This window comes from Burkholderia sp. 22PA0106 (genome assembly GCF_047497155.1).
Lineage (GTDB): Bacteria > Pseudomonadota > Gammaproteobacteria > Burkholderiales > Burkholderiaceae > Burkholderia.
On sequence record NZ_CP163162.1, the window covers coordinates 3,038,008 to 3,063,192 of the forward strand.

A 25,185-nucleotide genomic window follows, 5' to 3' on the forward strand; every position below is an offset into this window, starting at 1 on the left:
ATATCGGCCGAGCCGCGACGACATCACGACGCAAATCGGCATCACGCTCGCCGCGCAAACGATTCACATACCCACGGCAAAGGTGCTTCGAACCATTCATTCAAAAATTTCTATGAAAACAGTGATTCAATATATTTTTTATTTATTAATTAAATTTTTTGATTTCATAGAAATCGGAAGCCATTTTCAACCAGCTTAAAAAGCAATGCCACGCTCAGTCACACGGCTACGGATTTGATCACCCATTCTTCATACTTGACGTCAAATTGACCGAATTTTCGCGAAATTTCTCGAAATCGGAATTTTTTACATACATCGCTTTCCAAATTTTCGGCGCTAGTTTTTATCAATCTAAAAATCACGTTTGTTTAGCTAAATCACCAAAAAATCAGGGATTTTTCCAAATAGCGGACCCGGCATTCCCCAGCGCACACTCGGGCTGACAACAAGCTTCCAGCCGTGGCCGCGCCTCGCGCCGCACCGGCATCGCGTTCGACAACACCTGGAGACAAGGATGCGGATGACCCTGAAGTGGGCCCTGGCGGGCGCGTGCCTCGCCGCCGTCGCCGCGCTCGGCGGCTGCAACGACGATGGCGGCGGTGCATCGCCGGCCTCGATCGCAAGCCAGATCGCCGGCGGCCTCGACAACACCCCGAACGCGGCGAACCAGCCCGGCCACGCGCCCGGCGGCCGCGTGGACATCGCGGGCCTGACGCAGCGCGTCAACGTCTTCATCGGCACCGGTGCGCCCGACGCGGGCGGCCTGTTCCCCGGCAACCTGAACCCCGGTGCGCAAACGCCGTTCGGCATGGTCAGCTTCGGCCCCGACACGCCGGGCAGCGGCCAGCCCTGGGGCAATGGCTCGGGCGGCTATTACTACTCGGACAGCAGCATCGATTTCTTCAGCCTCACGCACCTGAGCGGCCCCGGCTGCCGCGGCCAGGGCGCGGTGGCGCTGATCCCCGGCGGCGGCGCGCTGACGTTCTCGCACGCCGACGAGAGCGCCTCGCCCGGCTACTACCGCGTGAAAACAGGCAACGGCGTGGTCAACGAATTCACCGCCACCACGCGCACCGGCATGGCTCGCCTCAGCTATCCGTCGGGCACCGCCTCGCCCGAACTGACGCTCGACGCCACGCGCAGCAACGGCATGAAAAGCGGCGTCGCGCCGGGCCTCGTGAACGTGTCGGTCGATACGGCGCGCAACGTGGTGACCGGCCAGACCGTGGTGGGCGCGTTCTGCGGCGGCACCTGGTACAAGCCGGTGTACTTCTCGATCGCGTTCGACACGCCGCTCGACGCGGCCAAGACGACGCTCGCCAACGGCGTGGCGAAGCTCGTGTTCCGCGCGAGCGCGCATCGCGGCGCGGTGGTGCAGATGAAGGCCGGGATTTCCTCGGTCAGCGTGGCCAACGCGCAACTGAACCTCGCGACGGAAAACCCGGGCTGGTCGTTCGAGCGGGTCAAGGCCGAGCAGCAGGCGGTGTGGAACCACCGGCTCAACACGATCCAGCTCGACCTCGCGAAACCCGGCGCGCTCGCGCGCCTCGACGGCGCCACCGCGCAACGCGCGCGCAGCTACGTCACGCAGTTCTACACGGCGCTCTATCACGCGATGGCCGGCCCGACGGTGTACAGCGACGTGAACGGCGACTATCGCAGCATGCAGCAGACCGACCTCAACGCGGCGGCCAACACGGCCCCGGCGCGCGCCGTCGCCAATGTTTCGCAGTACGCAGTGCCGGGCAACCCGCGCGCCTATCGCACGCATTACGCGGGCTTCTCGCTGTGGGATACCTACCGTTCGGAAACGCAGTTGCAGGCCCTGCTGTTCCCGTCCGAAACGAGCGACATGATGCAATCGCTGGTGGCCGACGCGCGGCAATGCGGCGCGTTCCCGCACTGGGTGGACGGCAGCGACGACACCAAGCCGATGGAAGGCGACCACGCGCCGAACGTGATCGCGGCGGCCTATGCGTTCGGCGCGCGCGGCTTCGATACCGGCGCGGCGCGCGGCGTCATGCTGCAATCGGCGTTCGGCACCGGCGGCCCCGGCAGCGCGTTCGTGGAAGGCGCCTGCAACAACATGCCGAGCGTGGACGACAGCGTGGGCGCCAGCCCGATCGCCGACGCCTATTTGAAATACGGCTACGTGACCACGGATTCGACCTCGAACCATCACCCCGGCTCGATGACGCTCGAACTCGGCACCACCGACGAATCGATCGGCAACTTCCTCGCCGCGCTCGGCCAGCCCGGCGATGCGCAAAGCATCGCCACGCTGCACCAGCGTGCGCGGGCCTGGGCGCACCTGTTCAACGCGAACATCCCGGCCGCCCTGAACTACAACGGCGGCGAAACGAGCGGCCTGGTGCCGAAGGACGCGAGCGGCCAATGGGTGTTCAGCGGCCCCGACAACGGCGGCTTCCACGAATCGAAGGAACCGAACTATCTGTGGACGATCGGCCATGACTACGCGTCGGTGATCGCCGCGCTGGGCGGCAACGCGGCGGCCGTCGCGCGCCTGAACACGCTGTTCGGGCTGAACCCGGGCGACCCGTTCGGCGGCCCGCTGCCGAGCGCAGCCACGCTCGACAGCGGCGAGAACGGCAACACGCTCTACATCGGCAACGAGCCGTCGCTGCAAACGCCGTGGGCCTACAACTGGGCCGGCAAGCCGCAGCTCGCGCAGCGCGTGATCCCGATCGTCATGAAGCAGACGTTCTTCGATACGCCGGGCGGGCTGCCGGGCAACGACGATGTCGGCGCGACCTCCACGTTCTATCTGTGGGCGAGCCTCGGGCTGTATCCGGTGGTGCCGTCGGCGCCGGGCCTGGCGATGTCCACGCCGCAGTTCAAGGGCATGACGGTGTGGCTCGACGACGGCCGCAGGAAGCTGCGCATCGAGGCCGACGACGAGGCGCTGCTCAACGACAAGCCGTACATCAAGTCGGTACAACTGAACGGTACGACGTACCGTGGTTCGTGGCTGCCGATGGCCGCGATCGCCGGCGGCGGCACGCTGCGCTACACGCTGTCGGCCACGCCGACCGACTGGGCGACCGATCCGTCGCTCGCGCCGCCGTCGGGGCCGGGCGCCGACTATACGAAGGCGACCGCGTCGCCGTCGCCCTCGCCATGAAGCCGGGGCGTTACAGGCGGAACAGCGCGCGCGGCGATTCCGCGAGGATCGTGCGGCGCTGCGCGTCGTCGGGCACCCAGCGCTGCAGCGCGCGGGAAGCTGCTGCGTAATCAACGCGGTCGCGGTGCTCGGTGTGCGGCCAGTCGCTGCCCCACACCAGGCGCTGCGGCCCGAACGCGGCCAGCAGGTCGGCGGCCAGCGTCGCGCCGAGCGCCTCGCCGCCGCCTTCGCGCACGCTGCGATAGGCCGCCGACAGCTTGACCCACACGCGCCCGCTGTCCGCCCGCGTCAGCAGATCGCGAAAGCCCGGATCGGCCGCGCCGGCCGCCGGGTCGGGCCGGCCGAAATGGTCGATCACGATCGCACGGCACTGCGGCAGCAGCGCGTCGATCAATATGGGCAGGTCGGCCGCGCCGCGATGGATCTCCAGATGCCAGCCGAGCGCGTCGATGCGCGCGAGAAAGTGCGGCCAGGGCCCGCTGCGCAGGTCCGGCAGCGGCAACCCGATCAGGTTCAGCCGCGCACCGACGATGCCGCTCGCGGCCAGCGCCGCCAGCTCCGCATCGCCAATCTGCGGATCGACCACCGCCACACCGCGAAAGCGCTGCGGATAGCGGCATGTGACGCTCGCGAGCCAGCGGTTGTCGGTGCCGAGAAAGCTCGGCTGCACCAGCACGCCGTGCGACAGGCCGTGGCCGGCCAGATGCGCCACGTAGGCGTCCAGCGTCGCGTCGTAGTCGGGCGCGTGGCGGCGTTGCGCGGCCAGCGGCAGGCCGCTCACGAACAGGTGCGCGTGCGTGTCGACACCGGCCATCGGCGGCGCGGCGGCGGCGAGCCACGCGGCGCCGGCGGCAGACAGGCCGGCCTCGGCGCGCACGGCAAAATCGTCGGGCAGGGAAAGACTCATCGTCGACATGATCGGGAATGCGAAGGAAATCGAAACGGCACGCAATGCAATGGTGCAAACTCAGCGACGCGCCTCGGCCACCGCGCGCGCCGGCTCGGCGATGCGCCGGCCGCGCGTCTCGGGCAGCATCAGCGCGGCGATCACCACCAGCCCGTAGGCCACGCCGGCATCGATGCCGAGCGCCGAGCCAAGCGACATCGAGCTGCTCATGTGGCCGATCAGCACTGGAAAGCCGGCCGACACGATGCGGCCGAAGTTGTAGCAAAAGCCCACGCCGGTGCCGCGCACGCCTTGCGGATACAGCTCGTTGAACAGCGCGCCGAGCGTGGCCGGAATGCCGGCCGAGAACAGCCCGAGCGGGAAGCTCAACAACAGCATGGCGGTGTCGCCGATCGGCAGGAACACATAGATGTTGACCATCACGCCGCAGCACACCGCGAACAGGATCACGTTCCAGCGGCGGCCGATGCGGTCCTGCAGCCACGCGCTGACGAAGCAGCCGACGATGAACGCCACGATCACCACCGCCAGGTAGCCGCCCGTGCCGAGCACCGACAGATGACGCTCGGTCTTCAGGTAGGTGGGCAGCCAGGTGGTGATCGCGTAGTAGCCGCCGTGCGCGCCGAGGCCGATCAGGGCGCCGACGGCCGTGGTGCGCAGCACCGCCGGCGAGAAGATGCCGGCGGCCGTCGCCAGCACGCCCTGGCGCTGGCCGTTCGCGTCGATCGGCAGCGGCTCGCGCGGCGGCTCCACCACGTTGCGGCGCAGGTAGAGCACCAGCATCGCGGGCACCAGGCCGATCGCGAACAGCAGCCGCCACGCCCACTCCTGCGAGACGAACGAGAAGATCGCGGTGTAGAGCAGCACCGCGCCGCCCCAGCCGAAACCCCAGGCGCTCTGCACGATGCCCATCGCCTTGCCGCGATGTTTGGCGTTGACGGTTTCGCTGAGCAGCACCGCGCCGGCCGTCCATTCGCCGCCGAAGCCGATGCCCTGCAGCGCCTTCAACGCCAGCAACTGGTCGAAGTTCTGCGCGAACGCGCTGAGGAACGTGAAGAAGGAAAACCAGATCACGGTGATCTGCAACGCGCGCACGCGCCCGACCCGGTCGGACAGCACGCCGGCCAGCAGCCCGCCGAGCGCGCCCGCCACCAGCGTCGCGCCGCCGATCAGGCCCGCCTGGCCCTTGCTGATGCCCCAGACGGTCAGCAGCGTCGGAATCACCAGCGAAAAGATCTGGGTATCGGCGGCGTCCACCGCCCAGCCGGCAAAGCAGCCCCACAAGGTTCGTTTCTCGGCGGGGGTGATGTCCCGATACCAGCGCATGACCGTCTCCTCGATGCGGGCCGCGCGGCGCGCCGGCCCGGCGGCCCGGTGGTTCCGGCGCCGCAATTGATTGATAGCCGGCATTCTGGCGCGCCTTGCATGCGTCGTACACTATGGAATCGTTGATCTTTCATTGCATGAGCGTATGGAATCGGCTCGCATCCTCAAATACTTCCTGGCCGTGGCCGACGCCGGCAGCGTGACCGGCGCGGCCGACCGGCTCGGCCTCGCGCAGCCCGCGCTGAGCCAGGCCATCACGCGGCTCGAACGCGAGCTGGGCGTGAAGCTGTTCTCGCGCACGCGCCGTGGTGCGACGCTGACGCCGGCCGGCGAGGCGATCGTCGACGACATCCGGCTCAGCGTCGCGCGCATCGAAGCCGCCGAGCGGCGCGTGCGCGATATCGGCGCGCAGCGCGGCGGGCGGCTCACGGTCGGCTTCGTGTCGGCGGCGCTGTTCGAGGTGCTGCCCAAGGCGATCGCCGCGCTGCGCGCCGCCGTGCCGAACGTCGAGCTGACGCTGCGCGAGATGAGCAACGCCGAGCAGGCCAGCGCGCTCGAATCGGGCGAGATCGACATCGGCCTGCTGCATACGCCGGTGGTGGTGCGCGGCCGCATGCACGAGCAACTGATCGCGCGCGAGCGCCTGCAGGCCGTGGTGCACGACACGCATCCGCTCGGGCCGGACGGCCGCCTCGCGCTGGCCGACCTCGCGCGCATCGGGCTGGTGTGGTTTCCGCAGGGGCAGTTGCCGGTGGTGCGCGCGGGCATCCTCAGCGCGTTCCGCAAGGCCGGTTGCGAGGCCGAGATCGTGCAGGACGCGAACCGCTCGCTGACGGTGCTGGCCTGCGTGGCGGCCGGCTGCGGGGCGTCGTTGCTGCCCGCCTCGGTCAAGGCGTTGCAGTTCAGCGGCGTGCGCGTGTGCGAGATTCGCGACGGCGACGCGCTGCCGTTCTTCGAACTGAGCGCCGTCTGGCCGAACCGCTCGCGCCCGACGCTGGCCGACCGCTTCGCCGCGCTGCTCGAACGCGATGCGGCCAGCGACGCAACGCATGATGCGCCGGCCGCCTCGCGCAAGAAGCCCCGTTAGCCGCGCCGCCATCGGCCCTGTCGGCACGCGCTTCGCGCCCGCCTGACGCCGCCGTCATTTCCGTAACACCCGTAATCGTCGTAACGCCGCGAAAAAATCCGGCAACACGGCCGCTGCCGTTCGACGGGATTTCTTTCGGCTTCCGAACGAATGGCCTTCGCCTCGCACCCACGTTCGACACGAAAGCGCCCATCGCCCTCATCGCGACACCGCCGCACGCCTTGTTGCGCCTCGTTCGCGCGCGTCTCGCTCCGTCAGCCGCCGGAAAGAAACATGCAGTAAACACGAGGTAACCCGTCGCCGCGCGCCCGACGCGATACTCGCTTCCGTTTTCCCACCGGAGCGCGAACATGGCGCCGCCTCAGGCTTATTCGATCGATGCGCTGCACGGCTTCGAACTGACCGAAGACGGCCAGTACCTGATGCTCAACAGCAACCAGCCCGATCGCCTCGCCCTGCATTGCTCGGTGATGCACGAGCTGCTCGCGGCGTTGTCGAATGCGATCGGCTCGTCGGAGCGCATCCGCCACAAGCAGCGCAGCGTCAAGTTCGTGATGCCGTGCGAAGCCTGGACCGTCGGCCGCGATGCGGGCGGCGCGCCGGATTTGATCCTGTCGTTCCGCCTGCCGGGCGGCGCCGAGCTGTCGTTCCAGGTCGAGCGCGCACTCGCGGGCCAGATGGCCGACGTGCTCGCGCTCGCCAGCGGCCCCGCTTCCGCCCTGCCCCGCGCGGCCGGCGCACTGCAATAAGCGCGCGCCGTCGTGCGCGTCCGCCTTCCCTCTCGCCCGCGGGTTCCCCGCCTTTCCGCCATCCGCATGAATGCATCTTCCCTGTCGTCCCGCCGCCTGCGGTTCCTGACGGTCGCCGGCCTCGGCGCGACCTCCGTGTCCGCCTGGGCCATCGATCCGTTTACCGTCTCGGACATCCGCGTCGAGGGCCTGCAGCGGATCGAGCCCAGTTCGGTGTTCGCCTATCTGCCGATCAAGCGCGGCGACACGTTCACGGATGATCTGGCCTCCGAAACGATTCGCAAGCTCTACGCGACCGGCTTCTTCAACGACGTGCGGGTGGCGACGCAAGGCAGCGTGGTGGTGGTGCAGGTGCAGGAGCGCCCGGCGATCTCGGCGATCGATTTCGCGGGCATCAAGGAATTCGACAAGGACAACCTGACCAAGGCGCTGCGCGCCGTGGGCCTGTCGCAGGGCCGCTATTACGACAAATCGCTGGTGGACAAGGCCGAACAGGAACTGAAGCGCCAGTACCTGACGCGCGGCTATTACGCCGCCGAGGTGACCACCACCATCACGCCGGTCGATGCGAACCGCGTGTCGATCCTGTTCTCGGTGGCCGAAGGCCCGAGCGCGAAAATCCGCCAGATCAACTTCATCGGCAACAACACGTTCTCGTCGAGCACGCTGCTCGACGAGATGCAGCTTTCCACGCCGAACTGGTTCTCCTGGTACACGCGCAACGATCTCTATTCGAAGGACAAGCTGACGGGCGACCTCGAGAACGTGCGCTCGTACTACCTCGATCGCGGCTACCTCGAATTCAATGTCGATTCGACCCAGGTGTCGATCTCGCCCGACCGCAAGGACATGTACCTGACGGTCACGCTGCACGAGGGCCAGCCCTACACGCTGTCGAGCGTGAAGCTGGCCGGCAACCTGCTCGACCGCCAGGCCGAACTGCAGAAGCTGGTGAACATCAAGGCCGGCCAGCGCTTCTCGGCCTCGAAGCTGCAGGCCACCACCAAGGCGATCGTCGACAAGCTCGGCGAATACGGCTACGCGTTCGCCACCGTCAACGCGCAGCCCGAGATCGACCAGGCCACGCACAAGGTGGGCATCACGCTGATGGTCGATCCGAGCCATCGCGTGTATGTTCGCCACATCAACATCTCGGGCAACGCGCGCACGCGCGACGAGGTGATCCGCCGCGAAATGCGCCAGATGGAAAGCGCGTGGTTCGATTCGAACCGGCTCGCGCTGTCGAAGGATCGCGTCAACCGGCTCGGCTATTTCACCGACGTGGACGTCTCGACCGAGCCGGTGGAAGGCACCACCGACCAGGTGGACGTCAACGTGAAGGTGACCGAGAAGCCCACCGGCTCGATCACGCTCGGCCTCGGCTACGGCTCGGGCGAAGGGCCGATCATCTCGGCCGGCATCTCGCAGGACAACGTGTTCGGCTCCGGCACCAGCCTGTCGGTCACGGTGAACACGGCCACCACCTATCGCACGCTGGCCGTCGAGCAGGTGGACCCGTATTTCACGATCGACGGCATCCGCCGCATCACCGACGTGTATTACCGCACCAGCCAGCCGCTCTATTACTCGAGCACGACCGATACCAGCTTCCGCGTGATCACCTACGGCGCGTCGACGAAGTTCGGCATCCCGTTCTCGGAAACGGACACGGTGTTCTTCGGCGCGGGCCTCGAACAGAACCGGCTCGACGTGGATTCGACCACGCCGCAAAGCTATATCGACTACGTGAATTCGTTCGGGCGCGTGTCGAACAACGTGCCGGTCACGGTGGGCTGGTCGCGCGACAACCGCGACAGCACGCTGATCCCGAGCAAGGGCTACATGCTGCAGGCCAATGCCGAATACGGCACGCCGCTCGCCGCCACCACCTACGTCAAGAGCGACCTGCAAGCGCAGTACTACTACTCGTTCGCGCGCGGCTTCATTCTCGGCGTGAACTTTCAGGGCGGTTACGGCAAGGGCCTCGAAAACAAGCCCTATCCGATCTTCAAGAACTACTACGCGGGCGGCATCGGCTCGGTGCGCGGCTATGAATCGAGTTCGCTCGGCCCGCGCGACGCCACCACCGGCGACCCGATCGGCGGCTCGAAGATGCTGGTCGGCAACATCGAACTGACCGTGCCGCTGCCCGGCACCGGCTACGACCGCACGCTGCGCGTGTTCACGTTCGTGGACGGCGGCAACGTGTGGGGCTCGGAAGGCAACAGCGTGGGCGCGAACGGGCTGCGCTACAGCTTCGGCGCGGGCCTGGAATGGATCTCGCCGATCGGGCCGCTGAAGCTCGACCTCGGCTTCCCGATCGTCAAGCACACGGGCGACCAATACCAGAAGTTCCAATTCCAGATCGGCACGTCGTTCTGACGCGGCGGCCCCACATCCGTCTCCCGCAGCCGGGCGGCTTCGCGTAGGATAGCCGGCGGTCCGCGAGCGGACCCGCGGCGCCGGCCTGCGCCGCCTACCCCACGGAGACGTATGAACACTTCGACCAATCGGGCGTCGTGGCTCGGCGCCCTGCTGATCGCCGCCCTTTTCACCGCCGCCGCCCTGCCTTGCACCGCGCGGGCGGCCAGCTTCGATTGCGCGCAGGCGGCCACGCCGACCGAAAAGCGCATCTGCGCCGATCCGCAACTCTCCAGGCAGGACGAAACGCTGCGCGACCTCTACGCCCGCGCGCCGGCCACCCCCGACTGGCGCGCCGACCAGCGCGCCTGGCTCGCCACCCGCGACGCCTGCGCCGACGACGCCTGCCTGCGCAACGCCTACGCCGACCGCCTGGTCGTGCTGCGCCACGCCAACACGCCGTTCCACTGGGGCACGCGCTGGCAGCGCGTCGATTCGAGCGGCCAGCACGGCGCATCGATCGACATCACGCACGTGAACGACCAGCATTTCCTGTTCAGCTTCGACGCCGCGGCCGGCGCGAACTCGGGCGCGCTGTCCGAAACCGCCACGTTCTCCGCGCCGGGCACCGCCCAATACGTCGGCAACCAGAAGATGGATACCCAGGGCTGCGTGCTGACGTTCCGGCGCGTGCTGAACCGCCTGAGCGTGGACCAGAAGGGCGACCCGTTCGCCTGCGGCGCGGGCGTCGGGGTCTATTACAACGGCGATTACGTCGCCGCCGCGAAGGACCCGAACGCCGCGCCGAGCCTGCTGTCGCTCGGCATCGCGCGCAGCGTGGCCGAGGATGCCGCGCTGCACCAGTTGCTCGGCCACGACTACCAGACCATGGTCGGCACCGCCGGCGTGGTGGATACCAGCGCCGACAACCTCGACCACAACGGCGCGCGCGTGGCCGCGATGTTCGTGCAGGGCGTGGCGTGCGACACGAAATCGGTGCTGATGAGCGACGACCGTGGCCACCTGTGGGCCGCCGTGTGGGATGCCGGCATGCCGCCCGCGCCCACGTTGATGCGCTATTACACCAACGTGCCGGCCGATCGCGGCCGCTTGCCCAAGACCATCGCCGAAGCGAACACGCAAACCTGCCCCGGCGAAACCGTGGTGGTGAAGATGATGCCGTGAGGGGGTCGGGCGGCCCGGCGCGGGGTGATTGCGCCGGGTGCGTTCTTATTGCGTCATTTTGTTATTTCGGAATATCGGCCAAGCGCCGCTAAACGATATACCGCCAGCGCGGTTATACGGCGGGTTCCTTCCATTGTGGAAGGAATTCCATCACGAGTTGATGGACGAGTACGGCTTGCAGGGCGTCACGCCGACGCTTGATCGTGTCGCGACTCTCCTGGGCCGACATCCACTCCTTGAATCGGGAAAAATCGACCGGCGCGATGGTGGTCATATTGGCCATCCGCCCCATGTCATCGACGATGATCGTGGAGAAGGCCCGGGCGCTCAACAGGCGCCCGGCTCGCAAGGCTTGCACCGCAAAAAACTCTTCCCCACGGCCTTCGGTGAGAGGCAATGGGTGATCGTCCCCCTCCCGAGCTTCGCGACGGATGATGTCGATCTGGAATGCATCGGCGTTTATCGCCGTAAACCGATCTTCTTCGGATAGCTGGAAGGTCGGATCGATCTTCTGCAACACGCCCAGCAAGGTCGAATCCAGCACACTCATCTGCGCCACGAATTGCAGGCGTTTCCGGTTATCCCAAAGCAGATCCACATCCTTTGTGGCCATCGCATCGGGTTCCACGAAACGGACACCGGCTTCTGCCTCGTAGGCGTACAGCGCATGAGTGCCGACCACACGAAAATACTCGGCGATATCCCATTTTTCCAGACTGTTCAGGATGCTGACCAGCATGCGTGGCGCCCGGCCGACCCGCAGTGCGCGATTCATCCGCTCGTGCTCAGCAACGGTAGTCTTGAGCTTCTGCAGCCTTGCTTCGACGGACGCCTTGCGCTGGACGAACTTCTGGTGGATCGCGTCGGTCTTCTCGGAGCGCGGCCCGAGGCTGATCTGCCTGTTGCCCCCGGTTTGGCGGATCAAGTATTCGTTGCCACCCTTTTCTCGCCAATACATGGTTCCACGTACCGTCTTGGCATCCTTGCGGGCCTGCTCAAGTGCCTTGAATGCGGCGCAAGCGTCGATGTACTGCCGGGCGGTGTTACCGGACAGTGGAACGATCTGAGGTTCGTCCATGCTTTTCCGTGAAAAATCGTTTTTTTGAATCCTGCACGGAAAACCCTTATAAATCAATGAATTTCCAGGAAAAGCGACACCGGGATCAAAAGGGGTCCAGGCAGACATCGGTGAGGTCTCGGCCTAGCTGCGCATCGCTTCAAGCGACGGCGCAACGTCCTCACGGTTGCCGCAGCGATTATCTGCTCTCGGGCTATCGATGATTTGCGTTAACAGCTCTAAACAAACTCCCGCCATTCAAACCCGTCAATTTAGACAGTATTCGACTGGAATAAAAACTCGATTCGATTATCCCGTTTGCTTATTGCATTGACCGGTTATTAGGCCGTCGCATCTCGCACTCGGCACGCAATCGTTTGCGCATAATCGGCCGTGTAAAATTTTAAACTTTCGTGGTTTTTTTCATTGCGTCGTGCGATTATCGCCGTCGCGATGCTACCTATGTGTCGCAAGGAAGTTTCGTCGGCCCGTATTCCGCCGAAATTATCCAGTGCCTTGACGGTCCGCGCCGCCGGCGGCGCGGATCTTTTTACCGAGGCATTTTTTCAAATTAGTGCCGATTCAAATCGATTTGACGGCCAATCGGCCAATCATTCTCGCTGGCGGCATTAATTCCGCACCCGCGCCATTCAACCGCGCCCGACAAACGGCATATTGCTCGCCATCACCGTCATGTTCAGCACATTGGCCGACAACGGCAGGCTCGCCATATAGCCAACCGCATCGGCCACATGCGCCACGTCGAACATCGGCTCGGTCGCCATCGTGCCGTTCGCCTGCAAAACCCCGCGCTGCATGCGCTCCGACAATTCCGTCAACGCATTGCCGATATCGATCTGGCTGCAGACGATGTCGAACGCGCGGCCGTCGAGCGCGATGCTGCGGGTCAGGCCGAGCACCGCGTGCTTGCTGGCCGTGTACGGCGAGGTGAACGGCCGCGGCGTGTGCGCCGAGATCGAGCCGTTGTTGATGATGCGCCCGCCGCGCGGCAACTGGCGGCGCATCAGCGCGAACGCGCCGCGCGCGCACAGGAACACGCCCGTCAGGTTGGTGTCGATCACGTCGCGCCAGCGCTCCACGCTCAGTTCGTCGATCGGCACGGCCGGCGCATTGATGCCGGCGTTGTTGAACAGCAGATCGAGCCGGCCGTAGGTGCGCTCGATCTCGGCGTAAAGCGCATCGACGCTGGCCGCGTCGCGCACGTCCACGCTGACGGCCAGCGCCTCGCGGCCACGCGCCTTCGCCGCCTCGACGAATTCGGCCAGCGGCTCGGGCCGGCGGCCGGCCGCCACCACCGTGAAGCCGTCGTCGAGCAGGCGGTTGGCCGTGGCGCGGCCGATGCCGCTGCCGGCGCCGGTCACGAGTGCGATGCGCGGCGTGGCCGCTCGATTGGCTGGGGATTCCATCTGCGAGTCTCCTGGTCGTGGCGAAGGGAAAGGGGTGCCGGCATGGCCGCGCCCGGGGGGAGCGGGCCGGCGCGCCGCGTGCACGGCGAAGGTGCTAGCATGGCGCAACCCGAGGCACCGCGCAGCACGGCGGGCACGTCGCCACGGGCTTTCGATACGCTTGCATACCGTAGGGAACCAGGAGGAGCTATGTCTTTCGAGCATCGTGGATTTCGCGTGACCACGGATACCTTGCCGGACGATACCGGCACGCAGTGGCAATGCATCGCGAAGATCCACGGCATCGACGACGCGCATCGCGACGTCGAACTGCCGAACGTCGAACTGACGATCTCGCGCCTGAAGATCGACGTGCTGATGGTCATCAGCATGATCGAGCAGCGCGCCAAGGATTCGATCGACGAGTGGCTCGCGGCCCACTGAGCCGCGATGCGCCAGCCGCGCGTCACGGGCGCCAGCCCGGCGGCATGCGGTGGCCGTTTCACGGCGCGGCGGAAGTTCGTCGCGCCTGAGCGCTCGGCCGGCTTCGGTCCCAATCCACCGCGTTCCGGCTTTCCCGCTTCAGCCTTCCCCGCCTTCCCGCTTCGTTACTCGCTCACCCGCTTGATCCGCTTGACCGCTTCGGCCTGCCGTCCCGATGGATCGCCTGCCCGGCCTCGCTCGCCTGGCAATGTGTCCCGCGCCTGCGGATCACCAACAGCGTCGCGGCCGTTACGGCACCCCGCACCTGCGCTGCCCCGGCGCGCTGAAGACCTGCGCCGCGCATACTGCTGAACCTCTCGTACGCGCCGCCGCGCGGCTCACGCGCCCGGCGCGCTGCCGGCCAGCGCCGAATGCGCCACGCGGATCACGTCGCGGCCCGTTTGCCGGGCCTCGTACAGCGCGAGATCGGCGCGCACGTAAAGGCGCTCGAAGGTATCGCCATCCTCGGCCGCGGCAATGCCGCCGCTGACGGTGTAGACGCAATCGCCGCCCGGCGTCGCGACGGTGCGTGACGCGGCGGCCGCGCGCAGCCGCTCGCCGGCCTGCCAGGCCGCGCGCGCCGCGGTGCCGGGCAAAAACACGCCGAACGTTTCACTGCCAATCCGGCCGACCAGCGTATCGGCACGCAGTTGCGCCCCGGCCAGTTGCGCGAAATCGCGCAGCACCGCATCGCCGCCGGCGCTGCCGACGGTGTCGTTGATGCGATCGAAGCGGTCGAGTTCGAGCACCAGCAACGCGACCGGGTGCACCGTGCGCGGGTCTGCCAGGCAGTCGCGCACCGCCGCCTCGAACTGCTTGCGCGACGGCAGGCCGGTCAGCGCGTCGCCGTCGGTGCTGTCGCTGGCGCGGCGCAGCAGCGTGTCGTGCACCAGCATCAGCGCCGCGAGCGGCAGCATCGCGGCCGCCACCTCGGCGATACAAAACAGCATCGGCACCCTGACGTGCGCGGTGCACGCCGCGCCGTCGAACACCGCGCACAAGCCCATCAGCAACGCCAGCCCGGCCGTGACGCGGCGCGGGCGCACGATGTCCGCCGTCGGCGCGGGACGCAGCAGACGCCACGCGATCGACGCGCCGAACACCACGGCGAACACGCTGTTCGCAAGCGCCATCGCGGGCTGCCCGCCACCGCCCACCGCCACGCCGCCCAGCACCAGCCCGAGCGCGACCACCGCGCCGGCCAGCACCGGCCGATTCGGCTGCACGCCGGCCAGCCGCTGGCAGCCGGCGTAAAAGCAGGCGAGCGACGCGGCGCCGGCCAGCCCGGCCAGCACCAGTGCGAACGGCGCGGCCACCTGCCGATGCGGCAACGGCAGCAGCACCGAAACGCTGATCAGCGCGGCGCAGGCGGCCCATTCACGCACGCCGGGCAGCCGGGCGCGCCACAACGAGGCGTGCAGCACCAGCGCGACGATACCGATCGAGGCGGCGAAAACGAGGAAAGGCGGGACAGGATCTGACATTCGGGTAGCGGCGGATCAGGCGCGACGGGGCTGAGGCCGGCCTGCGGCTCGCGCTCGGCGAACCCGCTTTCGGCAAACGACATGCAATGGCTCTGACGCGCCCCGGACACCCATGTGATTCTCTCGGTCTGTTGTCTTGTGAATGGCTTCGGCCGGCCGGCGCGGTCGATACGCGCGGTCACGGCAATCGGATTCGATGCGCGTGCAACGGTGTGCGCATCCCGCCTGGACGGAGCGAAACCCGGCATCGTCGGCACGATCGCAGACGACGCGACGTGATTGTAGGGGGGCTTGCGGGCCGGTGGACGCCATGCCAAGAACTTTAACAATCTTTCGCCGGCGAACCTGGGCGTGCCGAAAGCGGCCCGCCCGACAAGGATTACAAGGACATTTCACCCGGATCGTAAACGGCGGCGCGGCGGCCGATTGCGCGGCACCGCGAACCACGCTACCCTAACTCCGATTCAGAAAGTCGGAGTGGACATGGCACATATCAGTACAGGGGTCGAATACGGGCTGCATTGCCTGCTTTATCTGATCGAGCCGGCGCCGGGCATGCGCGAGGCCAGCGTGCGCGATCTCGCGGAATTGCAGGGCGTGCCGGTGGATTTTCTCGCCAAGCTGTTCACCAAGCTGCACAAGGCCGGGCTGGTGATCGCCACCGAAGGCGCGAAAGGCGGCTTCGCGCTGGCGCGGCCGGCCGAGCAGATTTCCGTGCTCGACGTGGTCAGCGCGATCGACGGCGATAAAGCGCTGTTCGAATGCCGCGAGATTCGCGACCGCTGCGCCGTGTTCGAGGGCGCCAAGCCGGCGTGGGCGACGAGCGGCGTGTGCGCGATCCACTCGGTCATGCAGCAGGCGGAAAAGAAGATGCGCGAATCGCTGGCCTCGCAATCGCTGGCCGAAATCGCCGGGCGGGTGTCGTCGAAGGCGCCGCGCAGCTTCGGGCCGCAGGTCGTCAAGTGGTTCGAGGATCGCGCGGCCACGCGGCGGCGCGAGCGGAGCGGCGGTTCGCCGGCCTGAGCGGGGGCGCCGGGGCGGTGGCCGCGCGGCGCGATTCGGGTCGGTACAACGAAGAACAAAGGGCGGCACATGATGTGTCGCCCTTTTTGCTGGCTGTCGGGTTGCTGCGCGGGCCGTGCTTTGGCGGGTGGTTCGCCTTCGCTCAGGCCCGTACTCCGGCCCGACCTTCACACCCGCACCTCGACCCCGCCCTTTCACGCCACCACAATCCGCTGCGGATCGGCCGCGGCCAGCGCCTCGGCGCGGTTCGCCGCCGGCGGATAGATCCATTCCGAATTGATCTGCGTCTTTAGCGCCTTGGCCTGCGCGCCCTCCATCTTCACGACGCGATCCCAGCCTTCCGTATACACCGCGCCCCACGGGCCGAGATCGAGACACGTCACGTACTTCGGCTGGCTGTACGGCAGCGGCGCCTCGCCGAGCAGATCGGCGGCCGCGTTGTGGCCTGCCGAGCGGCCGAGGTTCATCGCATGCTGGCACGACATGGCCGCGTGGTTGCCGACCTCGTCGGTGGCCGCGTAGGCGCAGTCGCCCGTTGCGTACACCGCCTCCACGCCCGTCACCTTCAAATCGCGATCGACATGCAGGCGGCCGAAACGGTCGTGCTCCCCCGGCACTTGCGCGGTCAGCGCGCTGGCGCGCGCACCGGCCGTCCAGACGACGGTTTGCGCGTCGATCCGCTCGCCGTTGGCCAGCGTCACGCCCTGCGCATCGACGAACGCCACGCCCGAGCCGAGCTTCCAGCGCACGCCCAGTTCCGTCAGCGCTCGCGTGATGACCGGGCGCGGGCCGGGGCCGAGGTCCGGCCCGAGTTCGGCTTCGCGGTCCACCAGGATCACGTCCACCTCCGCCGCGTCGCCGAGGATCGCGCGCAGGCGCGCCGGCAGTTCGGCGGCCGTTTCGATGCCGGTGAAGCCCGCGCCCGCCACCACCACGGTGTTGCGCGTCTTGCCGGCAGGCCGCTCGGCCAGCGCGTGCAGGTGCGCTTCGAGCGCGGCGGCGTCCTCGACCTGGTCGACGTTGAACGCGTGCGGCACGAGGCCCGGAATCTCCGGACGGAACAGCCGGCTGCCGGCCGCCAGCACGAGCCGGTCGTAGCCGAGGCGCTGCGCTTGCGCACCGGCTTCGACGCCGCTCACGCCGACTTCGCGCCGCGCGACGTCGATCGCCTCGACACGCCCCGCCACGAAGCGCACGCCCACCGCGTCGAACAACGGCTGCAACGGCGCGCGCATCGCACGCGGATTGCGCTCGTAGAGGCGCGGGCGCACATGCAGTTCGGCGGCCGGCGCGACCAGCGTGATCTCGATATCGGTGCGGCCGCGCAGATCGAGCAGGCGGGCCGCCGCCAGCGCGCTCCACATACCGGCGAAGCCGGCGCCGATCACCAGAATGCGTTTCGACATGATGTTCTCCTGTTGGACGAGATGGGGCGGAATCGCGCCAACCGCGACCGCGCCTCGGTATCGAATAACTCGGATTCTATTGGTCGTAGTTCATGAGAGCAAGCGGCGATCGAAGAAGCAATCAACAAAAGATTGTTGCGGCTTCCGCGTCCTCATCGAAACACACTATTCCGACTCGATAAATCGTAGTTTCGCAGTCGCAAGAAAGGCTGCCGCCGTGCGACAATCGCTGTCCATCGAGCCGGCCGGCTCGTCCACCGGGCATCCCGATGAGCCAACGCGACCTCAAACTCGACATCGACCGCCGCCTGCAACTGCCCGTTTATTTGCAGATCTGCGAGCGCTTCCGGCAGGCGATCGGCGCGGGCCATCTGCGCCCCGGCGACCGCGTGCCGGCCGTGCGCGGGCTCGCCACCGAGCTGAACACCGCGCGCGGCACGATCGAGATGGCATATCGGATCCTCGTCGACGAAGGCTATTTCCAGGTGCGCGGCGCGGCCGGCACCTATGTGTCGCCGTCGCTGCCGGCGGCCGCGCTGCGCCAGGCGGCGCGCGGCGCAGCGAGCACGCCAGGTGCGGCAGACATACCGGGCACATCGCGCGCGGCGGACAAGGCGCGCCCCGCCACCGCCCCGCCGTACGACCCGGCCGGCACCCACGGCGGCGAAGCCTTGCCGCTGCAGCCGGGCCTGCCCGCGCTCGATGCGTTTCCGCGCAAGGTCTGGAACCGGCTCGTCGCCTACCGGCTGCGGCGCGCCGATCCCGCCGCGCTCGGCTACCCGTCGCCGCTCGGCTTGCCCGTGCTGCGCGAGAAGATCGCGACCTATCTCGGCGTGTCGCGCGGCGTCGAATGCACGCCCGATCAGGTGTTCGTGACGAGCGGCTATCGCGCCACGCTCGAACTCGTGCTGCGCGCGCTGGCCTCGCCCGGCGACCGCATGTGGTACGAGGACCCGGGCTATCTGCTGGCGCGGCGCTTTCTCGGCGACGCCGGCATGCAGCTCGTGCCGGTGCCGGTGGATGCGCAAGGCATCGACGTCGAACGCGGCGTGGCGCTCGCGCCCGATGCACGCTTCGCGGTGGTCACGCCGTCGCATCAAAGCCCGCTCGGCGTGACGCTCGCGCTGCCGCGCCGCATGGCGCTGCTCGACTGGGCCTCGCAGGCCGGAAGCTGGATCGTCGAGGACGACTACGACAGCGAATTCCGCTACGCCGGCCGCCCGCTGCCCGCGCTCAAGCGCCTCGACCGCCACGACCGCGTGATCTATTGCGGGACGTTCAGCAAGGTCATGGTGCCGGGGCTGCGGCTCGCCTATGTGGTCGCGCCCGAGCGCGCCGCCGCGCGGATGCGGCAGATCTACCAGGGCATGAACGCGGGGCCGCCCGCGCTGTTGCAGGCGGGCGTGGCCGACTTCATCGCGCAGGGCCATTTCGCGCGACACCTGAAGCGGATGCGCGCGCTCTATGCCGAGCGGCGCGTGTGGATGGCCGACGCGCTGCGCGAAGCATTCGGCGCGCGCCTCGATTTCGAATTGCCGCCGGGCGGCATGCAATTGGCGGCGACGTTCGCCGGCCATGCGCCGGCTGACGACGTGGCGTTCGCGGCAGCCGCGCGCGAAGCGGGGCTGGGGCCGAGCGCGCTGTCGGCGTGGTACGCGAACGGCCGCGCGAAACACACGCCGCGCGGCTTCGTGATCGGCTTCGCGAACGTCGCGAGCCGCGAGCAGGCGCACGCGTATGCGCGCACGCTGCGGCAAGCGCTTGAGGCTCAATGCGCTTAGTCTGCTCGGTGCGCCCGATGCGCCCGGTGCGCCCGATGCAAGCGGCCGATCCAAATCGCTCAGTTCCCCGAACGATGAACCGAGCCGCGCCTCAGCGCGCCGCCACCGGCTCCGCGAACGGCGCGTACCGCGCGAGCGCCGCACGCTCGCGCGCGAGTTCGGCCTGCACCGCCGCCTCGCCCATCACCAGCCCTTGCAGCGGGAAGAAGTGCACGTCGCGAATCCCGATCGAACCGAGCGCATAGCCGAGGTACGGGGTCAGGAAATCGGCCTGCCGCGCGTTCGGCCCGCTGTGCACGCCGCCCGAGCCGACGATCACGAAGCTCGGCCGGTCGCGCATCAGGCCGATCTTGCCGTCGGGCGTCGAGCGGAACGTGCGATGGATGCGCAGCACGTAGTCGATCCAGAGCTTCAGCGCGGCCGGCACCGTGAAGTTGTGCATCGGCGTGTTGATGACGAGGCAATCGGTGGCCTCGATCTCGCCGATCAGTTGCTCCGACAGCGCGAACTGCGCCGGGTCCGGCTCGCGCGAGGTGATCGCCACGGCATAGCCGGCATCGACGGGCGGCAGCGGCGCGCCGGCCAGATCGCGTTCGATCAGGCCGAACGGTCGGCCGGCCGCCGTCTCGCGTTCGCGCAGCGCCGCGATCGCCTCGTGCGCAAGTTGGTAGCCGTGGCTGGCCGCGCCATGCGGGCTGGCGTTCAGGAACAGCAGCTTCATCGTGCGGCCTCCTGCGTGGCGTGCGCCGCGAGCGGCTCGACGAAATGCATGCCGCGCGCCAGCAAGCCGTTGCGGAAATAGAAGCGCTGCGCGTGCGCCATGTGCAGGCCCGTGTCGAGCACGAAGCACGCGCAGCCGCCGTCGCGGGCGATCGCGCGCACCGCATCGAGCAGTTGCGCGCCGATGCCGTGCCCCTGCGCTTGCGGATCGACGACCAGATCGTCGACATACAGGAAGCGGCCGTAGATCAGGTTGGTCTGGTAGCGATAGCCGGCCAGGCCGAGCAGTTGGCCGCCACGGCTGGCGGCCAGCAGCCGGTAGCTTTCGGATTGCTGCCGCGCGAGTTGCGCGACGAAGGCTTTCGCGTCGTCCAGATGCGGACGCAGCACGCGCATCAGCGCGAACGCGCCGGCCTGCTCGGCCGGCGTATCGAGATGGCGGAATTCGACAGCGGGGTTCATGCACGCTCCATCGTTCAGTGACGAACCACACGATAGCGCCGCCACGTCATGGCCCATAGAGCCAGAAACGATCAAAACGACCGGGACATCGGGGAGCGGGCGATCGACCGCCTGGGCCGAGCCGGCGCGAAGGCTACGCCCTCAGAACGGCGGCACCGGGTTATGCCCCGACGACAGCACATACTTGCCGCCGCGCAATTGGTACACGGCCGTCTGGTGAATCTGGCGCGAGCGCGTGCCGTCGTCGGTGTCGGTCGATTCCACGCCGTCGAAGCGGATCTGCATCTCGCTGCCGCCATTGCCGCCGGTCACCAGCGCGAGCTTGCCGCTGATGTCGAAGCAGGCGGGCGGGTTGCTCGCGTCGGTGCCGACCGCCACGTCGGTGTCGCTCGCGGCCGCGCCCTTCGCCGCGCCGGGCTGCTGCAGCGCCGTCTCGCAATCGCCGCTCGCGCCGAGATTGTTGCCGTCCACCGGCACCGTGCTCGCGTAAGTCGCGATGCGGCCCGGCGCGACGCCGTACACCGACGCCCAGGTCCCGCAAAAGCCCTGCCAGCATCCGCCGCCCGTCAGGACCACGCCGAACTCGTCGGCGCCGATGCGCGCGACGCTGGTGTCGCCGTAGGTGCCGGCCACGCCGAGGTAATCCACGCCGTCCACGCGCTTGTCGAGCAGCCAGCCGGTCGCGTCGCGCCGGAAGAAGTACGCGCCGAGCCACGCGCCCGAGGCGTAGCTGTCGTCGCGCACGCCGGTGTCGGCCACGCCCACGCCTTCGGTCAGCATCACCGCGTGCGTGTCGTCGAGGCGGATCACCTGGCGCGGCGCGATCTCGACGCGGGTGGTTTCGGTCTTCGGTGCGGCGGCATGGGGCAGGCGGCCGGAATCGTCGCGCACCGGCAGCTCGACCTCCACCACGCGCGCGTTCGCGTCGTTGGTATCGCGCCAGGCCGGGAACACCACATGCATCAGGTCGGCGCGCTTCAGGCCTTGCGAGAACGCGCCGCTGCCGGAGGCCGCGTCGGGCGACGAGGCCTGCGCAGCGTCGGCCGCCGAGGCGATCGATGCCGCCAGCGCCGCCGCCGACGATGCGGGCGACACCGCCGATGCCGCGCTGCCCGGCGCGGGCGCGGCTGCGCCGCTTGCGCCGTTCGCGTCGTGCTTGCCGCATGCGCCGAGCAACAGCGATGCGCCGAGCAGCAGGGCCGGCATCGCGCCGCGCATCGAGGCGGCGGATTCGGCAGCGCCGGAAGGGAACGAACGGGACGGGCTGGCAGGATTCATCGGCGGAACGGGTCGGGGATCGGATCGATGCAGCAGGAAAAAATACGGCAAAAGCGCCGCAAAAAGCGGTTCGCACAGCGCGCGGATGTTACCAGATATTTCGGCCCAAAACGGGGCGCTTCCTGCCCGAAACGGGCCGAACCCGGCATCGCGCTCCATGCGAAAATCACTTGTCCATCAAGGGTTTAACCGACTTCGATGCGCCCACTCCGCACGTGTCGTTTGCCATCGAGCGGCCCGCTTCCGCCCCTGCTTCACCGCATTTCCTCATCCCCCGCCCCAACCGCAGCGACGGATTTCCCGCCCCGCTCCGTTCAAGTCAATACGACGCCGCTGCCGCGCGTCGTTTTGATGTCGATGTCGATCCAGGGAGAAAACCATGAACCAAATAAAACGACTGTTCCATCCGGCCCGGCTTGCCGCCGCGCTCTGCTTCACGCTCGCCACCAGCGCCTTCGCCCAGGCCGTGATCATCGCGCCGATCGCCCCGCCCGCGCCGCGCTACGAAGTGGTGCCGGGGCCGCGCACCGGCTATGTCTGGGATCACGGCCGCTGGCGCTGGGAGCACGGCGCCTACGTGTGGGCGCCGGGCCACTGGCAGCCGGTGCGTGTCGGCTACCACTGGGTGCCGGGCCATTGGGTCGCGCACGGCCCGAACTGGCATTGGGTGCCGGGCCACTGGGCCTGATCCGCGCCGCATCGCCTTCCGTCCCGACATGCCAAGGAATCCCCAATGAAACTGATCGCCATTCTCGCGCTCGTCGCGGCCACCCTGTCCGCCTGCGTGGTGGTGCCCGCACGGCCGGTTCATGTGCGCCCGGCCGCGGTCGTCGTATATTGATCGCGCGCGGAACGCGCCGCGCCGCAACGCGCGCCCGCGTTCCGCCGCCCGTTCGCCATGAACGGACCGACTGCCGCCATGCTCGCGCCCGCCGCGCTGCCGCGCCGCCATCGTCAGCCATCCTTACGGTTGGCACGGGGCCGCGCGAGCGCAGCGCCGGCCGAGCCCGCGTCACCCGTCGACTTGCAGGGAGCCGATAGCCTTGAAGCCATCCCGGCGCGCCTCGCCGCGCGCCCTACCGCCGCCGCGCCCGCGCCCGTGCCCGCGCACGCCGCGCCGGATGCCATCCGCCCTGCCGGATCGGGAGCCGCGACCGTGAGCGAACGCGATCCCGACGCCGAACTCGTCGCGCGTGTCGGCCAGCGCGACCCGGGCGCCGTGCGCGCGATGGTCGCGCGCAAGCTGCCGCGCCTGCTCGCGCTCGCAACGCGGCTGCTCGGCGACCGCATGGAAGCCGAGGATGTCGCGCAGGAAGCGTTCATCCGCATCTGGAAACAGGCGCCGCGCTGGAAGGACGGCGAGGCGCGCTTCGATACCTGGCTGCACCGCGTGGCGCTCAATCTCTGCTACGACCGGCTGCGCAGCCGGCGCGAGGAACCGCACGACGAGATGCCCGACGAACCGGACCCGCAGCCGCGCGCCGACGCACGGCTCGAAACGCTCGAACGCGACGCCCGCGTGCGCGCGGCGCTCGAGGCGCTGCCCGCCCGGCAACGTGAAGCGCTCGTGCTCCAGTACTATCAGGAACTGTCGAATATCGAAGCGGCCGGCCTGATGGGCATCACGGTGGACGCGCTGGAGAGCCTGCTCTCGCGCGCCCGGCGCAATCTGCGCGCGCAACTGGCCAACGACGGCCTCAGCGAGGAAATCAGATGACACCCGAACGATTCCGCATCATCGTCGAAGCCTACGGCGCGGATTCGCGCCGCTGGCCCGACGCCGAACGCGACGCCGCGCGCGCCTGGGCCGGCACGCATCGCGAGCAGGCGGGCGCGCTGCTCGCCGAGGCCGCCGAGCTCGACGGCTGGCTGATCGGCGACACCATCGCACCGGCCAGCTCGGCGCTGATCGAACGCATCGTCGGCACCGCGCCCGCCGCGCGGCGGCCCTGGACGCGCGGCCGGCTGTGGTGGTCGGGCGCGGCGGTGGTCGGCATCGGCGCGGCCGGCGCGCTGGCCGGCGCGCTCACGATGTCGGCCGCGCTGCTCACCAGCATGCAGTCGGCCAGCCACGAAAGCAGCTACCTGACCACCACCTTCGGCGGCTCGCCCGACGACTGGAGCGGCGAATGAACGGCCGCACCGGCACCGTGGTGCTCATCGTCTCGATCGTGCTGAACGTGTTCCTGCTCGGCGCGATCGCCGGCGGCGCCTATCAATGGTTCGCGCGCCACCCCGGCGGCAGCGCGGCCGGCAAGCCCGGCGCGAAGATCGCACTGCGCTTCGCGGCCGACGGGCTGCCGCCCGAGCGCGCCGAGCAATTCCACGAGGCGCTCGCCTCGGCGCGCCGCGAAAGCCGCATCTTCGTGCGCGAGGCGCGCGAGGGCCGGCGCGACGTGCTCGATCTGCTGGCCGCCCCGCAAGTCGATCGCCCGGCCGTGGACGAAGCGCTGGCCCGCACGCGCCAGGCCGATTCGTACCTGCGCGCGCAGGTTGAAAGCAACGTGGTGGATTTCGCGCAATCGCTGTCGCCCGACGAACGGCAACGCTTCGTCGACGGCCTCCGCCGCAGCGGCCAATGGCGCACGCCGGCCGCGCGCAGCGCCAAGCCGCCACACGAATGACGCGGGCGGACTCAGGTCCGTTCGATCCGGTAGCCGTAGTTGTAGACGGATGAAATCACGAGCCCGTTCCTGGGCCCCAAGCTCAGGCGCCGGCGCAACATGCTGATATAGGTAGCCAGCGTGGCATCGTGCTTGCGATCGACCACGCCCCACACCTGCTTGATCATTGCGTCCTTCGACAGGATCCGGCCTGCGCTTTCGAACAGCATCAGCGCCAGATCGAATTCGCGCACCGACAATTCAACGGGCACGCCGTCCACCATCGCGATCTGCGTGCCGGTATCGAGTGCGACCTTGCCGAGCTCCACCACCCTCGCCCGCCGCGTCTGCGGATAGTACTTGCGCGCCTGCGCGCCGACTCTCGCAATCAGTTCGCGTTCGCGCAGCGGCTTCACGAGGTAGTCGTCCGCACCGTTGTCGAGGCCGAACACGATGTCGTCTTCGCCATCGTGTTGCGTCATCATGATGATCGGCAGCGCGTCCGCAAACGCGATGCGTGCCCAGCGCATCACGTCGATGCCCGACATGCCCGGCACATCCCAGTCGAGCAGCAGCACATCCACCCGTGTCGACCGCACGATCTCGACGAAGCGCTCGCCGTCGTGGCATACCAGCGTCTGGTAGCCGGCCTTCTCCAGCCAGCGCGCCACCACGCCCGCCTGCGTCACGATATCTTCCAGGATTGCAATGATCATGCTTCGGAC

At 68.1% G+C, this 25,185-nt stretch carries 23 protein-coding genes; 13 read left to right on the plus strand and 10 right to left on the minus strand.

Translation table 11 applies throughout. The features are described 5' to 3' along the window. Window positions 1-514: 514 nt before the first annotated feature. Entirely contained in the window at window positions 515-3,142 is a 2,628-nt protein-coding gene (locus AB4850_RS13095) for a GH92 family glycosyl hydrolase (RefSeq protein WP_414440235.1), read from the plus strand. 10 nt (window positions 3,143-3,152) lie between these two features. Here the strand turns inward: AB4850_RS13095 and AB4850_RS13100 are convergent, their stop codons facing one another. Then, the gene (locus tag AB4850_RS13100; RefSeq protein WP_414440236.1) at window positions 3,153-4,049 is read right to left on the minus strand and encodes an amidohydrolase family protein; all 897 of its coding nucleotides are present in this window, start codon (window positions 4,047-4,049) and stop codon (window positions 3,153-3,155) included. A 60-nt stretch (window positions 4,050-4,109) separates the two neighbouring features. Further along, window positions 4,110-5,375 carry an MFS transporter gene (locus AB4850_RS13105; RefSeq protein WP_414440237.1) on the minus strand — a complete coding sequence of 422 codons (1,266 nt, stop codon included), beginning with the start codon at window positions 5,373-5,375 and terminating at the stop codon, window positions 4,110-4,112. A gap of 145 nt (window positions 5,376-5,520) precedes the next feature. Here AB4850_RS13105 and AB4850_RS13110 point away from each other — a divergent pair, with 145 nt between their 5' ends. From AB4850_RS13110 to AB4850_RS13125, 4 genes are all read left to right on the plus strand, one after another. Continuing rightward, window positions 5,521-6,462, plus strand: coding sequence for a LysR family transcriptional regulator (locus AB4850_RS13110; RefSeq protein WP_414440238.1), 942 nt, complete (start codon window positions 5,521-5,523; stop codon window positions 6,460-6,462). Between the two features lie 350 nt (window positions 6,463-6,812). Continuing rightward, window positions 6,813-7,211, plus strand: a complete 399-nt coding sequence (locus AB4850_RS13115) for a hypothetical protein (protein ID WP_414440239.1) — start codon at window positions 6,813-6,815, stop codon at window positions 7,209-7,211. A 66-nt stretch (window positions 7,212-7,277) separates the two neighbouring features. Then, window positions 7,278-9,593, plus strand: a complete 2,316-nt coding sequence (gene bamA / locus AB4850_RS13120; RefSeq protein ID WP_414440240.1) for an outer membrane protein assembly factor BamA — start codon at window positions 7,278-7,280, stop codon at window positions 9,591-9,593. A gap of 111 nt (window positions 9,594-9,704) precedes the next feature. Next, entirely contained in the window at window positions 9,705-10,757 is a 1,053-nt protein-coding gene (locus AB4850_RS13125; RefSeq protein ID WP_414440241.1) for a lysozyme inhibitor LprI family protein, read from the plus strand. A 112-nt stretch (window positions 10,758-10,869) separates the two neighbouring features. Here AB4850_RS13125 and AB4850_RS13130 read toward each other — a convergent pair whose 3' ends face one another. Both AB4850_RS13130 and AB4850_RS13135 read right to left on the minus strand, forming a co-directional pair. Further along, a complete protein-coding gene (locus AB4850_RS13130) occupies window positions 10,870-11,943 on the minus strand; it encodes a GSU2403 family nucleotidyltransferase fold protein (RefSeq protein ID WP_414440242.1) in 1,074 nt (357 codons plus the stop codon). 521 nt (window positions 11,944-12,464) lie between these two features. Continuing rightward, window positions 12,465-13,241: an SDR family oxidoreductase gene (locus AB4850_RS13135; RefSeq protein WP_414440243.1), complete on the minus strand. Its 777-nt coding sequence runs from the start codon at window positions 13,239-13,241 to the stop codon at window positions 12,465-12,467. A gap of 216 nt (window positions 13,242-13,457) precedes the next feature. On the opposite strand from AB4850_RS13135, the gene AB4850_RS13140 reads away from it, so the two are divergent. Further along, window positions 13,458-13,664, plus strand: coding sequence for a hypothetical protein (locus tag AB4850_RS13140; protein WP_414440244.1), 207 nt, complete (start codon window positions 13,458-13,460; stop codon window positions 13,662-13,664). Between the two features lie 377 nt (window positions 13,665-14,041). On the opposite strand, the gene AB4850_RS13145 is transcribed toward AB4850_RS13140, so the two are convergent. Continuing rightward, window positions 14,042-15,187: a GGDEF domain-containing protein gene (locus AB4850_RS13145; RefSeq protein ID WP_414440245.1), complete on the minus strand. Its 1,146-nt coding sequence runs from the start codon at window positions 15,185-15,187 to the stop codon at window positions 14,042-14,044. 483 nt (window positions 15,188-15,670) lie between these two features. On the opposite strand from AB4850_RS13145, the gene AB4850_RS13150 reads away from it, so the two are divergent. Continuing rightward, complete coding sequence (locus AB4850_RS13150) at window positions 15,671-16,210, plus strand: RrF2 family transcriptional regulator (RefSeq protein ID WP_414440246.1); 540 nt, start codon at window positions 15,671-15,673, stop codon at window positions 16,208-16,210. Between the two features lie 194 nt (window positions 16,211-16,404). Here the strand turns inward: AB4850_RS13150 and AB4850_RS13155 are convergent, their stop codons facing one another. Next, the gene (locus AB4850_RS13155) at window positions 16,405-17,616 is read right to left on the minus strand and encodes an NAD(P)/FAD-dependent oxidoreductase (protein ID WP_414440247.1); all 1,212 of its coding nucleotides are present in this window, start codon (window positions 17,614-17,616) and stop codon (window positions 16,405-16,407) included. A gap of 269 nt (window positions 17,617-17,885) precedes the next feature. On the opposite strand from AB4850_RS13155, the gene AB4850_RS13160 reads away from it, so the two are divergent. Beyond that, window positions 17,886-19,397, plus strand: a complete 1,512-nt coding sequence (locus AB4850_RS13160; protein ID WP_414440248.1) for a PLP-dependent aminotransferase family protein — start codon at window positions 17,886-17,888, stop codon at window positions 19,395-19,397. Between the two features lie 91 nt (window positions 19,398-19,488). On the opposite strand, the gene AB4850_RS13165 is transcribed toward AB4850_RS13160, so the two are convergent. The 3 genes from AB4850_RS13165 to AB4850_RS13175 form a co-directional block, all read right to left on the minus strand. Then, window positions 19,489-20,118, minus strand: a complete 630-nt coding sequence (locus AB4850_RS13165) for an FMN-dependent NADH-azoreductase (protein WP_414440249.1) — start codon at window positions 20,116-20,118, stop codon at window positions 19,489-19,491. Continuing rightward, on the minus strand, window positions 20,115-20,579 hold the full coding sequence (locus tag AB4850_RS13170) for an N-acetyltransferase family protein (protein ID WP_414440250.1): 465 nt from the start codon (window positions 20,577-20,579) through the stop codon (window positions 20,115-20,117). The genes AB4850_RS13165 and AB4850_RS13170 overlap by 4 nt, the downstream gene beginning before the upstream one ends. Before the next feature lie 141 nt (window positions 20,580-20,720). After that, window positions 20,721-21,857 (minus strand): hypothetical protein, encoded by a 1,137-nt coding sequence (locus tag AB4850_RS13175; RefSeq protein ID WP_414440251.1) that lies wholly within the window; start codon window positions 21,855-21,857, stop codon window positions 20,721-20,723. A gap of 170 nt (window positions 21,858-22,027) precedes the next feature. Here AB4850_RS13175 and AB4850_RS13180 point away from each other — a divergent pair, with 170 nt between their 5' ends. From AB4850_RS13180 to AB4850_RS13200, 5 genes are all read left to right on the plus strand, one after another. Beyond that, window positions 22,028-22,240, plus strand: a complete 213-nt coding sequence (locus AB4850_RS13180; RefSeq protein WP_414440252.1) for a hypothetical protein — start codon at window positions 22,028-22,030, stop codon at window positions 22,238-22,240. Next, entirely contained in the window at window positions 22,237-22,545 is a 309-nt protein-coding gene (locus AB4850_RS13185; protein WP_414440253.1) for a hypothetical protein, read from the plus strand. The genes AB4850_RS13180 and AB4850_RS13185 overlap by 4 nt, the downstream gene beginning before the upstream one ends. A 468-nt stretch (window positions 22,546-23,013) precedes the next feature. Next, entirely contained in the window at window positions 23,014-23,574 is a 561-nt protein-coding gene (locus tag AB4850_RS13190; protein ID WP_414440254.1) for an RNA polymerase sigma factor, read from the plus strand. Next, window positions 23,571-23,990: a hypothetical protein gene (locus tag AB4850_RS13195; protein WP_414440255.1), complete on the plus strand. Its 420-nt coding sequence runs from the start codon at window positions 23,571-23,573 to the stop codon at window positions 23,988-23,990. Before AB4850_RS13190 ends, AB4850_RS13195 begins: the two co-directional genes overlap by 4 nt. Continuing rightward, on the plus strand, window positions 23,987-24,481 hold the full coding sequence (locus AB4850_RS13200) for a periplasmic heavy metal sensor (RefSeq protein WP_414440256.1): 495 nt from the start codon (window positions 23,987-23,989) through the stop codon (window positions 24,479-24,481). Before AB4850_RS13195 ends, AB4850_RS13200 begins: the two co-directional genes overlap by 4 nt. 11 nt (window positions 24,482-24,492) lie before the next feature. Here AB4850_RS13200 and AB4850_RS13205 read toward each other — a convergent pair whose 3' ends face one another. Next, window positions 24,493-25,176 carry a response regulator transcription factor gene (locus AB4850_RS13205; protein ID WP_414440257.1) on the minus strand — a complete coding sequence of 228 codons (684 nt, stop codon included), beginning with the start codon at window positions 25,174-25,176 and terminating at the stop codon, window positions 24,493-24,495. Between the last annotated feature and the right edge of the window lie 9 nt (window positions 25,177-25,185).

What these genes read in the sequence shown, in the direction of transcription:
- AB4850_RS13205 (WP_414440257.1), bottom strand. Translation starts at nt 25,176, where the DNA reads ATGATCATTGCAATCCTGGAAGATATCGTGACGCAGGCGGGCGTGGTG.
- AB4850_RS13145 (WP_414440245.1), bottom strand. Translation starts at nt 15,187, where the DNA reads ATGTCAGATCCTGTCCCGCCTTTCCTCGTTTTCGCCGCCTCGATCGGT.
- AB4850_RS13100 (WP_414440236.1), bottom strand. Translation starts at nt 4,049, where the DNA reads ATGAGTCTTTCCCTGCCCGACGATTTTGCCGTGCGCGCCGAGGCCGGC.
- AB4850_RS13175 (WP_414440251.1), bottom strand. Translation starts at nt 21,857, where the DNA reads ATGAATCCTGCCAGCCCGTCCCGTTCGTTCCCTTCCGGCGCTGCCGAA.
- AB4850_RS13165 (WP_414440249.1), bottom strand. Translation starts at nt 20,118, where the DNA reads ATGAAGCTGCTGTTCCTGAACGCCAGCCCGCATGGCGCGGCCAGCCAC.
- bamA (WP_414440240.1), top strand. Translation starts at nt 7,278, where the DNA reads ATGAATGCATCTTCCCTGTCGTCCCGCCGCCTGCGGTTCCTGACGGTC.
- AB4850_RS13130 (WP_414440242.1), bottom strand. Translation starts at nt 11,943, where the DNA reads ATGTCTGCCTGGACCCCTTTTGATCCCGGTGTCGCTTTTCCTGGAAAT.
- AB4850_RS13135 (WP_414440243.1), bottom strand. Translation starts at nt 13,241, where the DNA reads ATGGAATCCCCAGCCAATCGAGCGGCCACGCCGCGCATCGCACTCGTG.
- AB4850_RS13200 (WP_414440256.1), top strand. Translation starts at nt 23,987, where the DNA reads ATGAACGGCCGCACCGGCACCGTGGTGCTCATCGTCTCGATCGTGCTG.
- AB4850_RS13150 (WP_414440246.1), top strand. Translation starts at nt 15,671, where the DNA reads ATGGCACATATCAGTACAGGGGTCGAATACGGGCTGCATTGCCTGCTT.
- AB4850_RS13115 (WP_414440239.1), top strand. Translation starts at nt 6,813, where the DNA reads ATGGCGCCGCCTCAGGCTTATTCGATCGATGCGCTGCACGGCTTCGAA.
- AB4850_RS13170 (WP_414440250.1), bottom strand. Translation starts at nt 20,579, where the DNA reads ATGAACCCCGCTGTCGAATTCCGCCATCTCGATACGCCGGCCGAGCAG.
- AB4850_RS13160 (WP_414440248.1), top strand. Translation starts at nt 17,886, where the DNA reads ATGAGCCAACGCGACCTCAAACTCGACATCGACCGCCGCCTGCAACTG.
- AB4850_RS13155 (WP_414440247.1), bottom strand. Translation starts at nt 17,616, where the DNA reads ATGTCGAAACGCATTCTGGTGATCGGCGCCGGCTTCGCCGGTATGTGG.
- AB4850_RS13185 (WP_414440253.1), top strand. Translation starts at nt 22,237, where the DNA reads ATGAACCAAATAAAACGACTGTTCCATCCGGCCCGGCTTGCCGCCGCG.
- AB4850_RS13125 (WP_414440241.1), top strand. Translation starts at nt 9,705, where the DNA reads ATGAACACTTCGACCAATCGGGCGTCGTGGCTCGGCGCCCTGCTGATC.
- AB4850_RS13095 (WP_414440235.1), top strand. Translation starts at nt 515, where the DNA reads ATGCGGATGACCCTGAAGTGGGCCCTGGCGGGCGCGTGCCTCGCCGCC.
- AB4850_RS13110 (WP_414440238.1), top strand. Translation starts at nt 5,521, where the DNA reads ATGGAATCGGCTCGCATCCTCAAATACTTCCTGGCCGTGGCCGACGCC.
- AB4850_RS13195 (WP_414440255.1), top strand. Translation starts at nt 23,571, where the DNA reads ATGACACCCGAACGATTCCGCATCATCGTCGAAGCCTACGGCGCGGAT.
- AB4850_RS13105 (WP_414440237.1), bottom strand. Translation starts at nt 5,375, where the DNA reads ATGCGCTGGTATCGGGACATCACCCCCGCCGAGAAACGAACCTTGTGG.